Origin of the sequence: Francisella opportunistica (assembly GCF_003347135.1) — a bacterium.
Classification (GTDB): Bacteria; Pseudomonadota; Gammaproteobacteria; order Francisellales; family Francisellaceae; genus Francisella; species Francisella opportunistica.
Map to the genome: position 1 here is coordinate 1,392,455 of NZ_CP022377.1, position 13,855 is coordinate 1,406,309.

The window sequence follows — 13,855 nt, forward strand, 5'->3', positions numbered from 1 at the left end:
TAATCACTACAATGAAAAAATCTTACTATAATAATTTGATAATTTTATTGCTATTCTTTCTAGCACTATTAAACTATCTTGATCGCTCAACACTGAGCATCGCTAATACTGAGATTGCAGCTGCATTTAACATCAACTCTATTGAAATGGGTGTGTTACTTTCTGCATTTATGTGGCCATATGCTTTAGCTAGTCTACCAGCTGGATACCTAATCGACCGGCTTGGTATTAATAAAGTGATGTTAATAAGTATGATCGCATGGTCTTTAGCATGTGTACTTGGTGGCTTAGTAGTGGGTTTCTATTCAATCCTCATTACAAGACTGTTATTAGGGGTTGCTGAAGCACCTTTTTTCATAGTTGCTACTAAGATAATTCAACAACGCTTCCCAGCTTCACAACGAGGGCTTATATCATCAATTGTAGCTCTTGGGCCTAGGCTTGCTAGTATTTTAGCTCCACTACTGTTAGTAGGTCTAATGCTACTAATCAACTGGCGGGGAATGTTTATTCTACTTGGAGCTATTGGCTTGTTTGTTGCCATGATATGGTGGTTTATACATAAAAAACAACGTTTAGAAAGAAACATAATCTATAGAAAAACCCAAAAAATATCACTAATAGAAGCTCTTAGAAATAAAAATGTAATGTTTCTATGCATTGGCAATCTTTGTTCTTCTTATGCTTACTGGTTATTTCTAACCTGGCTACCTTTTTATTTTATAAAGGTAAAAAATTTAAGCTTATCTGAAATGAGTATAGCCACCTCAGCATCATTTATTTCTGGCATTGCTTCGGTAATGCTTGGTGGTATAATTTCAGACTTGATGATTAAGAAAGGTTTTTCTGTCATTGTTTCACGCTTAACTCCGATTATAACAGGCTGCCTTATAGCTTCTATATCAATATTAGTAATACCTTTTATAGATGATATTTTTGTAATTGTCTGTGTCATTGGCATTACTATTTTCTGCCTTGGACTAAGAATTTCGCCAACATGGGCTCTTGTGGCTGATATATCACCTCCACAACTTTTAGGCATAATCGGTGGCGCTCAAAACTTTGCCAACTTCATAGGTGCTGGCTTAGCCCCTTTAATTACTGGAGTTATTCTTGATGTCACAAATAATAATTTTCTTATCATATTTGCCTTTAGTGGTATTATTTGCCTATTAGGTTCACTAAGTTATACACTTATCCGAAGTAGTAGAAAGATCTAAATTTCATTAACAATTTAGTCTAAAATTAACTTTGAATAGATAGTGCCTATCAAAATATTTTTACTAAAACTAAAGATCTATTTCACCAGCTCCCTGTCTTAGAATTTGATATGGTAATTCTAGTAATTCCACAACAGTTGTTGGCTCATAGCCACAGTAGTCTGATTCAACTACAGCATCTAGATAATTCATTATTTGGTTATCAACTTCGGTACAGTCTGTGACAACATGCTGGTGATCAGGTATTATAAAGCTACTGATAACTAATGGCTCACCAATTTCAGCAGATATTGCCCGTGGTACATAATGCTCACTAACTCTAATACCAACAGTATTCTTAGATTTAGTAACTAATAACGATGATACTTTTTTTGTAGCATTTAAAATAAATGTATATGGACCAGGAGTATATCTTTTTAATAATCTATAGGCATTATTATCAACCTTTGCATATTCTGATATCTCTGATAAATCTTTACAACAAAGCGTAAAATTATGACTACTATCTAAATTTCTTATTTTAATAATTTTGTCTATACCTTTCTTTGATTTCATTTGACAAGCTAAGGCATATCCTGAATCAGTTGGTATAGCTATAACACCATCATTACCTAAAATATTAGCAAGCTCTTTTAGCTCGGAAACATTACTACCATAGCTATATAATTCAATTAATCTCTTCATAATTTCTACAACAAACGTTATACTTCTAAGATATTATACAACACTTAGTATCAATAAAAATGAATAAAATGATTAATGATCTGCTTCCTGCAATTGTATTTTTTGGTGTTTATAAAATATATGATATTTTCTTTGCTACAGCAGCACTAATCATAGTAACACTAGCACAGGTGATCTGGGAATATATAGCTCATAGAAAAGTTGCTAAAATACAAATTTTTATAGCCTTATTAGTCGCTATTTTTGGTGGTGCTACATTATATTTTCATAATGAGGAGTTTATAAAATGGAAAGTAAGTATAATTAACTGGTTAATGGGTATTGGTCTAATAATTACCACTTATACAATGAAAGAAACTCCTATGCAAAAAATCCTCAAAGATACCATCGACCTAAAACAACACAAATGGAAAGAAATTAACAATATGTGGGGAGCTTACTTTACCGTTCTAGGCACACTTAATCTATTTGTGGCGTATTTCTTCTCTACAAATATTTGGATGGAATTTAAGCTTTTTGGTCTTTTAGGCATAACTTTTATATTCTTGATAATACAGTCAATCTATTTATCCAAACATATTAAAAGATAATTTTAATATTTAGTTTGCAAAGCAATATTTCATAAATGTATAATTAGTTCACGACAACAATATAAGCAAAACATGAGCGAAAAAACTCTAATTATTGATAAAACCCGTTTAGCAAAAAATAAAGCCTGCTCATATAAAAACATATTAGGCTACATTTTTTTAGTAATTATCCTTGCGATATTTTGTATTAGTGAGCTTGCGATACTATCAGTTATTTTTATTATATCCACTATTTTTTATATTATTATCGCAATCTTTGGGGGAGTATATCTAACAGCAATATGTACTATGAAATTATCAGAATATTATAAAGAAAAAAATAAAAATATCAGCAAAAACTAAGCTAATTTACTAAACCAGCAGCATAAGTACGCGCACCTATCAACCCAACATCAGTATTCATAATAATATGCACAGGAAAATCTTTCATCATATTTGACATTCTACCCTTGTCTCTAAACTTCTCTAAGAACTTACTTTCTTTTATTTGTTTGATAAGCCTTGGCGCAATACCTCCAGCAATATAAAGTCCTCTAAAAGGTAAGCTTGTAAGTGCTAAGTTTCCTGCAACTGAACCGTATATACTTAAAAATATATCTATCGTCCTTAATGCTGATGGTTCTCTATGCTCAATAGCATACTTAACTATTACTGCTGCCTTATCTGAATCTGAAACACTAAATAATGCTCTACGTAGCTCCATACATTCAGGCTGATCATATAAAGGATTGCGCACTACATACTTATAGATATTATAAATACCATAGCCACTACAGAATCTCTCAGGGGAGATACGATGAAAAGTCTTGCGCATAAATTTAAATAACTCAACTTGCTCATCATCAACAGGCGAGAAATCAACATGCCCTCCCTCTGTTTTATAAACTCTTGGCTTATCATCCTTATCGTAGCTGACTAAACACATTCCTAAACCTGTACCAGCACCAACTACAGCACATAGGTTGTCATCATCTTTTTTACCTTCTTGGATTGTGATGATATCCTTTTCTCTATCGAGTGTTTCTATACCATAACCAATCGCTTCAAAGTCATTGATTACTTTAACCTTAGTTTTGTCTATCCCAAGGCCCTCTGAGATATACTGCTCAGAAACCATCCATGGCAGATTGGTTACCTCAACCTCACCGTTCAAGACAAAACCCGCTACAGCTAAGCATGCAGAACCAATCTGTCCTACCAAATCAACTTCAGACAAAAATTTATCGATGATATCAGGTAAACAATTGAAATTCGCTCCTTTATACTTTCTTATAACTATACTTTGTGTCACACCATTCTCTAGAAGAGAAACCTCTAATCTAGTATTAGTCCCACCGATATCCCCAGATAATATATACATCTTCAACCCCCATATTAATGGTATCTTGCCAATACAAATATTTGATATTCTGCTATAATGAAATAATATCTCAATATTACAATTTAGTTTAGATGTCTAAAGAAAATAAAACAACAGATTTTGGCTTTACACAAGTGCCTTGGGAAGAAAAACAAAAAAAGGTAGCTGGAGTATTTGATTCAGTAGCAGCTAAATATGACTTGATGAATGACCTAATGTCCTTCGGTATTCATCGCATCTGGAAAAAACAAACTATTGCTAAGTCTGCCGTTCGTAAGGGCGACAATGTCTTAGATCTTGCTGGTGGTACGGGCGATTTAGCATATAAATTTTGTCAAATGGTAGGTTCACAAGGCAAAGTAATTTTGAGTGACATTAACTCATCAATGCTAGAAGTAGGCAAAGAGAAACTAACTAACAAGGGTTGCGTTGGTAATATTGAATATGTCCAAGCTAATGCTGAATGTCTACCTTTCCCTGACAACTACTTTGATTGTATCGCGATATCATTTGGTCTTAGAAATGTCACTGACAAGGATAAAGCTCTAGCATCAATGTACCGAGTTCTAAAACCTGGTGGTCGCCTACTAGTACTAGAATTTTCTAAACCTATCATAGCTTTGCTTTCGAAGTTTTATGATGAATACTCTTTTAAAGCGTTGCCATTTTTAGGTAAAATTATTACTCAAGATGCTGAAAGCTACAAATACCTAGCTGAATCAATCCGCAAACATCCTGATCAAGAAACACTAAAACGGATGATGTATGATGCTGGATTTGATAATGTCGAATATCAAAACATGACTGGTGGTATTGTAGCACTACATATTGGATATAAATATTAAAATGCTAAAACTAGTAAATACAGCTTTAAGTTTTTTGCCTAAACTTGATCCTCAGGCAACTGCGCTATTATTACCTCTGAATGGTAAAACTTTAAGTGTCAATATCGTGGACATTGACTTAATGATTACACTTAAAGTAGAAGATTCTAAAATACATGCTAACAACATACCTGCTAAAAACATTTTAAGTGGTAACTTAGCTTATATTTTAGAACTTATTTTCAATAAAAACCTACAAGAATTATTAATAGCTGAAAAACTTGATTATCAAGGTAGCTTAAAAGATCTTAATGCTTTTAATAAATTTTTAGATGCAGTTGATATTGATTTAGTTTATAAAATATCTGAACTTACCAGTCCTGAATTTGCTGGATTTGTTGCTAAACCTTTTCAGAAAGCAAAACAATACTTTAAAACCTCACGACAAGAGACTATTGTCGATATCAAAGACTTCCTAACAGAAGAGAAAAAAACTTTGATATCGCAAAATGAAATTAATATCTTTTACCGTCAAGTCCAAGCACTAAAGCAGGCTACTGATAGAATAGAGGCAAAGCTAAATTTATTACAAGGCTTATACAATGATTAAAAAATTTCTAAGGCTTATATATATTTTTTATATTATAAATAAATATTGTCTAATCAATGAACCAATTCGAGCGACAAGAATGAAAACTCTAAGAGCCTTGCTATTTCTAAATCCATTTTACTATTCTCCAAGAATACGCAGACTTGAGCATGGTGTGCGTATTAGGGAAGCTTTAGAAAGACTTGGACCTATCTTTATCAAATTTGGACAAGCGTTATCAATTAGAGCTGATCTACTACCTCCAGATGTAATAAAAGAAGTCTCTAAGCTCCAAGATAATGTCCCACCCTTTGATAATAAGATAGCTGTTGAACAAATTGAAAAAGCCGCAAAAAAACCTATAAACCAGATTTTTAAAAGTTTTGAAAGTACTCCATTAGCGTCAGCATCTATTGCTCAAGTTCACGGTGCTGTATTACAAAATGATGAAAAAGTAGTAGTTAAAGTACTACGCCCTGACATTGAGAAAATTCTCAAGCTAGATACTTCTTTGATGCTACTATTTGCAACTTTAATTAGTAAACTCAAAGAAATAAGAAGATTTAAGCCTGTTGAGATTGTTAAAGAGATAAACCAAAGCTTTTTTGATGAGCTTGATTTAGTCCGTGAAGCATCAAATGCTTCACAAATTCGTAGAAACTTTGAAAACTCAGCTATACATTATGTTCCTAAAATATACTGGGAATATACTAGCTCTACCGTCATGGTAATGGAGAGAGTTGGTGGTATGAGAGTTTCTGATATAGAAACTCTAGATGCTTTAGGTGTTGATCGGCGTCTATTAGCACAGCGTGGTGTAGAAATTTTTTACTCACAGGTATTTGATGACTGTTTTTTCCATGCTGATATGCATCCTGGTAATATGTTTATTGATGTATCAAATCCAGCTGATCCTAAATATATTTCGATAGATTTTGGTATTGTTGGTACCCTCAATCGCGATGATCAACGCTATCTAGCAGGCAATTTCTTAGCATTTTTTAAACGTGACTATCGTAAAGTTGCTGAGCTACATATAGAATCAGGCTGGGTTCCAAGTGATACGCGTGTTGATGTACTTGAGTCAGCAATTAGAACGGTTTGTGAACCAATCTTTGAAAAACCTATGAAAGAGATATCTCTAGGTTATACTTTGATGCAACTTTTTGCAGTAGCTCGTCGTTTTAATATGAATATACAGCCTCAGCTTACTTTATTACAAAAAACACTTTTTCATGTCGAGGGCCTTGGACAGAAACTTTGTCCTGAATTAAATATTTGGGAGACATCTCGACCGATCTTAGAAAAATGGATGAAAGAGCAAATGGGTATAAGAGGTTTCTACCATCGCTCTATGGAAAATATGCCTAGAGTTAGTGATAAGCTACCGGACCTTCCACGTATGGTTTTTGATATTTTACAACACACACAAATGAATCTAAAAAACACTACTTCATCAAATCAAACTAATGACTTAAAAGAGACTAAGAAAAAATATCGATTTGCTCTAGGTTGTGGAATAGCTTTGACAACCTTGGGAGTAATATATACTTTAAATAAAGACACAACTCCGCTAATTAAACTACAAAACTTTATTAGTAATCATAGTACTAGCTTTATAGTTGTTGGAGTTGTATGCTTAATTTACTATAATTTTAAGAAGGAGAAATAAGTGTCAGATTGTATTTTTTGCAAGATTATTAGTGGTGAAATAACATGTAAAAATGTTTATGAAGATGAAAATATCTTTGCGTTTCATGATATCAACCCAGTTGCTGAAATGCATATCCTTGTTACCCCTAAAAAGCATATTGCTAGCTTAAACGATCTAACCCAACATGATCAAGAGCTTATGGGTAAATTTATGCTTAGTATTCCAAAAATTGCCAAGCTAATAGGATTAAAGGGTTTTAAGACTGTTTTTAATACTGGTAAAGAAGGCGGACAAATGGTTTTTCATATTCATGCCCATATTTTAGGTGGTAGAATTAAATCTAAGCTTCCTGAATAATTAAGTTTTTTTAAGAGCTGATACTTTTAATACTGGAAATTTAGGCTGCGAAATCAGCTATTCAAAATATCGTATCATATTAGTCATAATTTCACCGAGTTTTATTTTTTGTGAATACAAAAACCCTTTAACCTAACTTGCTAAACTTAAAACTGGTGGCGGGAAAGAGTTACTTGAAAAACTATTTATTTCATGTAAACCTTGTGCAAAGCTCATACTTGTTAAACTAATAATCACTGCCACTGATAATATTATTTTTCTCATTTTAGTCACCTACTCTACAAATCTTTGTAAACTTTATGTGACTATTATTACAAAGCACATATAAAATTTTAAATATATAGTTTTTATAATATCAATAAAATTAACTTATATTAAATTTATTCAGGCCTAACTAAAGTAACTATAGATACTTGCTCAATCTGACTAACTTTGGTAATAGTCTCAATAAACTCACTAAGTGTCGAACCAGTAGTTAAGACATCATCAAATACAAGTAAATGCTTTGCTACAAATGGTTTAGTTAAGCTAAAAACTCCTTTTATCTGTAAAGCCCTTGTTTGCTTTGATGATTTGGCTTGAGATTTTGTATACTTAATTCTCGAATAATTTTCAAAAGTTGTCTTAATATTGGTATATTCTGATAGTGATTTAGCTAGTACTTCAGCTTGATTAAAGCCCCGATATAGATATCTAAATCTATGTATTGGTACTACCGCTATAGCATTTACATCTTTAAAATGCTGCTGTGCAATAATATCCCACCAACACCTAATCAGTTTAGAGAAAATCTCACCAGCTAACAAATCTTTATTAAACTTAAATCTCTGTAGCAAAAATCTAACTTCAGGGGTATATTTAAGTAAGTAAAAATAATCAAAACTTGAATTAAGCTCTATTTGTTGTTTTTGAAAATTTAGTTGCTCTATTAAACTTTCAAAACAATAATTACAAATAAGATCACTAGCTGTTTGTTTACATAGTAGACAATTCTGATTAGAGAGTATTTTAACAATTTTTGTTATAATCTTCATACTTAATTATAAAAAAGTTTTTATATGTTCAATTATAATCTTTTTCTTAATAGACTATCAAAGAGAAAACTATATTCTCAATCTTTTATAAAAAATGAAATTGCCCAGAGACTACTCAAGCGTTTGGAATTTATAAAGCTAGATCCTAAAGATATCTTAGTCACTGGTTATAGTGATAACAATTATGTTGAGAAATTACACAAACGATTTCCTAAAGCTGATATTCACACTAATCAAAACCTTAAGCAACAGTTTGATATTATTTTCTCAAACTCTATTATTCACTTAACAGATAATCTATCTCAAGAGTTAGATAACTATTATCAACTGCTTAATGATAACGGTATCTTACTCTTTTCAACTTTTGGCGATAAATCATTCGCTACGTTGACAGAAGCTTTTGCAAGTGTTAGTAATCATAAACATACTAATAATATGATTGATCTTCTCACCTGGGGTAATACGCTACAATCTAGCCAATACAAAACCCCTGCTATTGAGTCAGATCTTATTACATTTACTTATGAGAATATAAATACTCTTTTTAATGATATAAGACACCTAAATGAGCCACTAGCTGATACAAGCATGCATCTTGGCTTAACTGGTAAAAATATGTGGTATGATTTTGTTGAGAAATTTAAACAAAACTTAAAATTAGAAATAGAAGCTCTGTATGGTTATGCTATACGCAAAACACAAGATAACACTCTGAAATCTCGAGCAAACTCGAATAGAATAAGCTTAGAAGAGCTAAAAAAACAAATTGCTGATTTTAAAAAAAATTCTTAAATACAACCAATAATTTTTAATAGTAAAACCTAACAACAATATCTAACTCTATTCTTTTAGCAATACATAACAGGCATAGTAGTCAACTGTTGCCAATCATAAATAGAACATTGAGTTGGTTTTTTTAGCGGCTGGCAATATGTCCTCCATGTACCACCACCATAAGTTTTCATAATCAAACATTTTTTAAAACGCTGCTGCTCTCCACTTAGTAGCCCTACGGTAGTGATCTGCTCGATAGTATAACCATCTGATAATTTATAATTAAAGCCCAAATTATCTTTATCTTTATCTTCATCTCCATCTTTATCTATTTCATCAAATGACTTATCAATTTGTTCAGGAGTGCTAATATTATTTAAGAGACTCTTATAATTTTTTATTTTATATTGGTCATTATATTTTTTGACATTCTCATCAATATAATCTTCAGCAGACTTAGCTTTATAGTAATTTTGCGATTTTTTAAAAACCTGATCAATATTATGATTTCCTTTAATCACATTATGCGTCTCAGTTAAAACAGTTGTTGCTGATTTTTTAAGTTTTTGCTTTTCCTGTTTAGCTTTAGTTGCAAGTTCAAGATTGAAAGCATCTATCTTTTTTTTAGTTTCTGATGGAGCATTATCTTTTAGGATCTCTTCAGCTTCAGCTAAAAGCTTTTCATAATCATCATCACTAGTATCAACAAGACTACTCAACGCATCACCATAATCATTTGCTTTAGGCGCTTCATTTTGTTTAATGACAGAACCACTAGCAATTTGATTTTGAGTTAACAAAGCAGAATCACTATTTATAGAAGTTTTTGCAGCATACTGACGCAATGGGTTATCTTTACTATCAATATTGACTGCCTGTTGAGCCTTAGCAGTAATTGTATCAGCTATAGAAACACTCCAACATAAAGACAAAATTAACAAAGAAGATAAAACTTTTTTTTTCATAACCTGTTAAAAAATTTTTTCCTAAGCAAAGTATATTAAATATTAGACATATAAAAAAGAGCTTTTATCTAAAGCACATTAAATAATGATTTGTTCCTCTTGTAACTCGATATTATAATGCTTCAAAATTTGTTGTTTTATAAACTCGATAAGATCTAAGATATTTTGACCGCTAGCATTACCATTGTTTACTATAATGCCGCCATGCTTTGGCGATATTTGCGCATCGCCAATTTGCTTACCTTTTAGACCTAATTGCTCTACCATGATGCCTACTGGCATATTTGCTTGAGGCCTCTTAAAAACACTTCCAGCCGTAGGTTTTTGTGGTAGATTAGATAATCTCCGTGAATAAATATCATCAATTTTTGCTTTTATCTCTTGTTTTGTTTTTTGTTCAAATTCAAACTCTGCTGACAAAATACAAATATCTTTAATATACTTAAACATAGAATATCTATAACCATATTCGATATCTTTTTTTAGATATTTTTTTATCTGTTTGATATTAAGATCAAGTATTGTGACACTTTTGACACAAGTGTATATCTCATCACCATATGCACCAGCGTTCATAATCAATGCCCCACCAACACTAGCTGGCACATCATAAAAAGTCTCAACACCACTTAAGCCAGCATGATAGGTAGCTAATGTAAGATTTTGTAATAATACTCCAGCTTGGACATTAGCATAATTATCAGTAATATTAAAAGAGTTGAATTTTTTAGTGAAAATCACAAATGCTACATCATCATAATACTTTTTAGAAAAAATGACATTACTACCATTACCAAGGAAAAATAATTTCTCATGCTTATTAACGATATCTAATAATTCTTGGTTATTACTAGGAAAATAAACATATTTAGCAAAAGACTTAATACGATATGTATTATATTGCTCTAAAGATATATACTCTGACATTAGTCACCTAAACATTATCATTTAAAATCTCTATTTGCATAAAATGAGACATATTTTCTATAAGATTATTATAACCTCTAAATATCTGATGAGCATTATTAATAGTTGAAAATTCATCCAATAATGACCCAGCCATTAAGCATGCCATACCAGCACGCAAGTCTTTGACACTCATTACCGCTGGGCGTATATCCTGTAAAACTTCAAGCGGCTTTATTTTTATAAGATTATTATCTATAGATATATTAAAACCCATTTTACGAATTTGATACACGTAGTTTATACGCTCAGGATAAACTGTATCTTGGATAGTACTAGAGCTATTTGCCATAAATAACATAACTGCATATATTGGTTGTAAATCAGTAGGAAAATGTGGAAAAGGTGCCGCGATTATATCAACACCTTTTATACAGCTATCTTTACCAAAAAATTTAATGCTACGATTAGCTTGATCATATTCCCATTTAGCTCCAGCATTAACCAATTTTTCTAGCGGTTTTTTGATATTGTATGTATTTCGGGTATTAATATTTGTAATTGTAACATTTGTTTTATACAAATATGCCATAGCAGCATAAGTCATAGCTTGAATACGGTCAAAAATAATTTCAAACTCACAGCCGTTTAATCTCATGACACCTAAGATTTTTATTTTTCTGCTATCCGCATCAAAATCAATATGTGCTCCACACTGATTCAAATAATCTATCAATGTAACAACCTCAGGCTCTAAAGCAACATTTTCAAGTAAAACCTCAGAGTTACCAGTCACAGCATACATTATCAAATTCATAGTTGCCCCAACTGACGGAAAAGGCATCTTAAACTCTGCGTTTTTTTCTTCTTTATAAATAACCTCTATATGATCATCCGCCAATTTAACCTCAGCACCTAATGCTTCTAAACCATTTAGATGGATATCAAAAGGTCTTTTTTCGCTAAAGCTACAGCCACCAGGAAAACCAATCTTAACGCAGCCTTTTTTCTTAAGTAATGAACCTAAAAGCATTAATGAACAACGCGTTTTAGATGTCATCTCTCCACATAGCTCTAGAGTCTCATGTGAAATGCTAGCTGTATCAATTGTTACATTCTCACCCCTTTCGATAACCTTAGCACCGACACTTTTTAAGATCTCCTTAGCACCTTTATAATCTAAAAGAGTTGTTGGAACATTAGTAAATTTTGTTTTAGTATCAGGAATTAAGCTTGCAAAAATTAAATGCAACAAAGCATTTTTTGCGCCACTAATATTAATGGTTATTTCATCAGCAATCTTACTTAACTTTTTTACTCTTACTGCCTTCATCTTTTGATCTCTTATTTTTTCTATCTGCAAAAGGATTTTCTGACTGCTTAAATTCAAACGCTATTGGAGTGCCACGAAAATCTAAAGCCTCTCTAAAAAAATTTTCTAAATATCTTTTATATGAATTCGGTAGTCTACTTACTTGATTACCATGTATCACAATAACTGGTGGATTGTGTCCTCCAACATGAGCATACTTAAGTTTAATTCTAAACTTACCTACCATTGGCGGTGAATGCGCCTCTACTGCAAGCTGCATTAAACGTGTAGCATCAGCTGTAGTTATTTTTTTATTTGCACAATTATAGGCCGTGTCGATGGACTCAAAAATATGACCGACATTAGTACCATGTAATGCTGAGATAAAGTGTATATCAACGTAATCCTGTAGGAAAAAAAGCTTTCTTTTAAGGTCTTGTTTAACCTGAGCACGATCCTCTTCTGTCATACCATCCCATTTATTTACAGCTAAGACTAATGCTCTACCATTTTTGATAGCAAAATGTATCAAACTTAGGTCTTGATCTGAGATACCCTGTCTTGCATCAACTACTGCAACTACAACATTTGAATCTTGTATTGCTTGTAATGTTTTTATCACCGAAAACTTCTCTAAAGTTTGTTTTACCTTGCCTCTTTTGCGTACACCTGCTGTATCAACTATAGTATACTTCTGACCATGGCGCTCAAATGGGATACTGACACTGTCAATTGTAGTGCCTGGCATATCAAATACTACTACCCTATCTTCGCCAAGCATTCTATTTGTAAGTGTCGATTTACCAACATTAGGCCTACCAATTAATGAAAAATGGATACCATGACGCTGTTGTTCTTTATGCTCTTGTGTTTGAGTATAGTCTTGATAATATTCATTTAATGACTTTTTTAGAAACTTATCAACTAGCTTTTGTGTGTTTCTACGATGTGCTGCAGATATTGCAAATACCTTATCAAAGCCCAAACTATAAAACTCAGCCATTGCTGCTTCTTCTTCTGCACCATCAACCTTGTTTACCACAACCACTACTTTCTTATCTTTATGGCGTAAAAGACCAGCAACATACTCGTCTCCAGCTGTCAATCCAGCCCTACCATCAACTACAAAGAAAACTAAATTTGCCTCATCTATAGCGATCTGTGATTGCTTAGCCATAAATTCGTCAAAGCCTACATCTTTATCAGAGATACCACCAGTATCAACTACTAGATAATCCAAATCATCGTACTTTGCTTGCCCATATTGACGATCTCGGGTTACACCTTCAAAGTCAAAGACCAAGGCATCACGCGAGTTTGTTAAAACATTAAAAAGAGTAGACTTACCAACATTGGCTCTACCCACAATTGCAACTAAACAAGACATTCTTACTCGATAATTTTATAATTTATAATATTTATCGATAATCTTACTCTATTTCACTATTTTAATAAAGCTAATAAAAAGTTGCCGAGAATAATTTGACTGTTAATTAAACTTTAGGTACTATCCAGGTATAGTCTACTAAGCATAAAAAGTACATTCTGTCATCCTAAACTCGTTTCATGATCTCAATTAAATCAAC

Annotated in this window: 16 protein-coding genes; 8 read left to right on the plus strand and 8 right to left on the minus strand. The window is 32.3% G+C overall.

Annotated elements, in window-relative coordinates:
• The first annotated feature begins 11 nt into the window (after positions 1 to 11).
• Positions 12 to 1,220, plus strand: a complete 1,209-nt coding sequence (locus CGC45_RS06775; RefSeq protein WP_071629556.1) for an MFS transporter — start codon at positions 12 to 14, stop codon at positions 1,218 to 1,220.
• A gap of 69 nt (positions 1,221 to 1,289) precedes the next feature.
• Here the strand turns inward: CGC45_RS06775 and CGC45_RS06780 are convergent, their stop codons facing one another.
• On the minus strand, positions 1,290 to 1,904 hold the full coding sequence (locus CGC45_RS06780; RefSeq protein WP_071629557.1) for an L-threonylcarbamoyladenylate synthase: 615 nt from the start codon (positions 1,902 to 1,904) through the stop codon (positions 1,290 to 1,292).
• Positions 1,905 to 1,963: 59 nt separating this feature from the next.
• On the opposite strand from CGC45_RS06780, the gene CGC45_RS06785 reads away from it, so the two are divergent.
• Positions 1,964 to 2,494: a septation protein A gene (locus CGC45_RS06785; protein ID WP_071629558.1), complete on the plus strand. Its 531-nt coding sequence runs from the start codon at positions 1,964 to 1,966 to the stop codon at positions 2,492 to 2,494.
• Positions 2,495 to 2,566: 72 nt separating this feature from the next.
• Complete coding sequence (locus tag CGC45_RS06790) at positions 2,567 to 2,836, plus strand: hypothetical protein (protein WP_071629559.1); 270 nt, start codon at positions 2,567 to 2,569, stop codon at positions 2,834 to 2,836.
• A 1-nt stretch (position 2,837) separates the two neighbouring features.
• Here CGC45_RS06790 and glk read toward each other — a convergent pair whose 3' ends face one another.
• Positions 2,838 to 3,854 (minus strand): glucokinase, encoded by a 1,017-nt coding sequence (glk, locus tag CGC45_RS06795; protein ID WP_071629560.1) that lies wholly within the window; start codon positions 3,852 to 3,854, stop codon positions 2,838 to 2,840.
• Positions 3,855 to 3,946: 92 nt separating this feature from the next.
• On the opposite strand from glk, the gene ubiE reads away from it, so the two are divergent.
• The 4 genes from ubiE to CGC45_RS06815 are packed head-to-tail and all read left to right on the plus strand — an operon-like array spanning position 3,947 to position 7,278.
• On the plus strand, positions 3,947 to 4,699 hold the full coding sequence (ubiE, locus tag CGC45_RS06800; RefSeq protein ID WP_071629561.1) for a bifunctional demethylmenaquinone methyltransferase/2-methoxy-6-polyprenyl-1,4-benzoquinol methylase UbiE: 753 nt from the start codon (positions 3,947 to 3,949) through the stop codon (positions 4,697 to 4,699).
• Between the two features lies 1 nt (position 4,700).
• Positions 4,701 to 5,288, plus strand: a complete 588-nt coding sequence (locus CGC45_RS06805; RefSeq protein ID WP_071629983.1) for a ubiquinone biosynthesis accessory factor UbiJ — start codon at positions 4,701 to 4,703, stop codon at positions 5,286 to 5,288.
• Positions 5,281 to 6,939, plus strand: coding sequence for a ubiquinone biosynthesis regulatory protein kinase UbiB (gene ubiB, locus CGC45_RS06810; protein WP_071629562.1), 1,659 nt, complete (start codon positions 5,281 to 5,283; stop codon positions 6,937 to 6,939). Before CGC45_RS06805 ends, ubiB begins: the two co-directional genes overlap by 8 nt.
• Positions 6,940 to 7,278, plus strand: coding sequence for a histidine triad nucleotide-binding protein (locus tag CGC45_RS06815; protein WP_071629563.1), 339 nt, complete (start codon positions 6,940 to 6,942; stop codon positions 7,276 to 7,278).
• 132 nt (positions 7,279 to 7,410) lie between these two features.
• Here CGC45_RS06815 and CGC45_RS09375 read toward each other — a convergent pair whose 3' ends face one another.
• Together CGC45_RS09375 and CGC45_RS06825 are read right to left on the minus strand one after the other, a co-directional pair.
• The gene (locus tag CGC45_RS09375; protein ID WP_114702110.1) at positions 7,411 to 7,542 is read right to left on the minus strand and encodes a hypothetical protein; all 132 of its coding nucleotides are present in this window, start codon (positions 7,540 to 7,542) and stop codon (positions 7,411 to 7,413) included.
• Between the two features lie 116 nt (positions 7,543 to 7,658).
• Positions 7,659 to 8,312, minus strand: coding sequence for a ComF family protein (locus CGC45_RS06825; RefSeq protein ID WP_071629564.1), 654 nt, complete (start codon positions 8,310 to 8,312; stop codon positions 7,659 to 7,661).
• 24 nt (positions 8,313 to 8,336) lie between these two features.
• Between CGC45_RS06825 and CGC45_RS06830 the strand changes: the two genes are divergently transcribed.
• On the plus strand, positions 8,337 to 9,104 hold the full coding sequence (locus CGC45_RS06830) for a methyltransferase domain-containing protein (RefSeq protein WP_071629565.1): 768 nt from the start codon (positions 8,337 to 8,339) through the stop codon (positions 9,102 to 9,104).
• Positions 9,105 to 9,160: 56 nt separating this feature from the next.
• Here the strand turns inward: CGC45_RS06830 and CGC45_RS06835 are convergent, their stop codons facing one another.
• The 4 genes from CGC45_RS06835 to der all read right to left on the minus strand — a co-directional run bounded on the left by CGC45_RS06835 (position 9,161) and on the right by der (position 13,656).
• On the minus strand, positions 9,161 to 10,051 hold the full coding sequence (locus CGC45_RS06835; protein ID WP_071629566.1) for a hypothetical protein: 891 nt from the start codon (positions 10,049 to 10,051) through the stop codon (positions 9,161 to 9,163).
• Between the two features lie 78 nt (positions 10,052 to 10,129).
• Positions 10,130 to 10,978: a UDP-N-acetylmuramate dehydrogenase gene (gene murB, locus CGC45_RS06840; RefSeq protein WP_071629567.1), complete on the minus strand. Its 849-nt coding sequence runs from the start codon at positions 10,976 to 10,978 to the stop codon at positions 10,130 to 10,132.
• A 7-nt stretch (positions 10,979 to 10,985) separates the two neighbouring features.
• Positions 10,986 to 12,290: a UDP-N-acetylglucosamine 1-carboxyvinyltransferase gene (locus CGC45_RS06845; protein WP_071629568.1), complete on the minus strand. Its 1,305-nt coding sequence runs from the start codon at positions 12,288 to 12,290 to the stop codon at positions 10,986 to 10,988.
• Positions 12,259 to 13,656, minus strand: a complete 1,398-nt coding sequence (gene der / locus CGC45_RS06850) for a ribosome biogenesis GTPase Der (RefSeq protein WP_071629569.1) — start codon at positions 13,654 to 13,656, stop codon at positions 12,259 to 12,261. Before der ends, CGC45_RS06845 begins: the two co-directional genes overlap by 32 nt.
• Positions 13,657 to 13,855 lie beyond the last annotated feature (199 nt).

Bases quoted from the DNA above. Each gene is read 5' to 3' on its own strand.
- CGC45_RS09375 (WP_114702110.1), bottom strand. From the start codon at position 7,542: ATGAGAAAAATAATATTATCAGTGGCAGTGATTATTAGTTTAACAAGT.
- ubiE (WP_071629561.1), top strand. From the start codon at position 3,947: ATGTCTAAAGAAAATAAAACAACAGATTTTGGCTTTACACAAGTGCCT.
- der (WP_071629569.1), bottom strand. From the start codon at position 13,656: ATGTCTTGTTTAGTTGCAATTGTGGGTAGAGCCAATGTTGGTAAGTCT.
- glk (WP_071629560.1), bottom strand. From the start codon at position 3,854: ATGTATATATTATCTGGGGATATCGGTGGGACTAATACTAGATTAGAG.
- CGC45_RS06835 (WP_071629566.1), bottom strand. From the start codon at position 10,051: ATGAAAAAAAAAGTTTTATCTTCTTTGTTAATTTTGTCTTTATGTTGG.
- CGC45_RS06830 (WP_071629565.1), top strand. From the start codon at position 8,337: ATGTTCAATTATAATCTTTTTCTTAATAGACTATCAAAGAGAAAACTA.
- ubiB (WP_071629562.1), top strand. From the start codon at position 5,281: ATGATTAAAAAATTTCTAAGGCTTATATATATTTTTTATATTATAAAT.
- CGC45_RS06790 (WP_071629559.1), top strand. From the start codon at position 2,567: ATGAGCGAAAAAACTCTAATTATTGATAAAACCCGTTTAGCAAAAAAT.
- CGC45_RS06780 (WP_071629557.1), bottom strand. From the start codon at position 1,904: ATGAAGAGATTAATTGAATTATATAGCTATGGTAGTAATGTTTCCGAG.
- CGC45_RS06775 (WP_071629556.1), top strand. From the start codon at position 12: ATGAAAAAATCTTACTATAATAATTTGATAATTTTATTGCTATTCTTT.
- CGC45_RS06825 (WP_071629564.1), bottom strand. From the start codon at position 8,312: ATGAAGATTATAACAAAAATTGTTAAAATACTCTCTAATCAGAATTGT.
- CGC45_RS06805 (WP_071629983.1), top strand. From the start codon at position 4,701: ATGCTAAAACTAGTAAATACAGCTTTAAGTTTTTTGCCTAAACTTGAT.
- CGC45_RS06785 (WP_071629558.1), top strand. From the start codon at position 1,964: ATGAATAAAATGATTAATGATCTGCTTCCTGCAATTGTATTTTTTGGT.
- murB (WP_071629567.1), bottom strand. From the start codon at position 10,978: ATGTCAGAGTATATATCTTTAGAGCAATATAATACATATCGTATTAAG.
- CGC45_RS06845 (WP_071629568.1), bottom strand. From the start codon at position 12,290: ATGAAGGCAGTAAGAGTAAAAAAGTTAAGTAAGATTGCTGATGAAATA.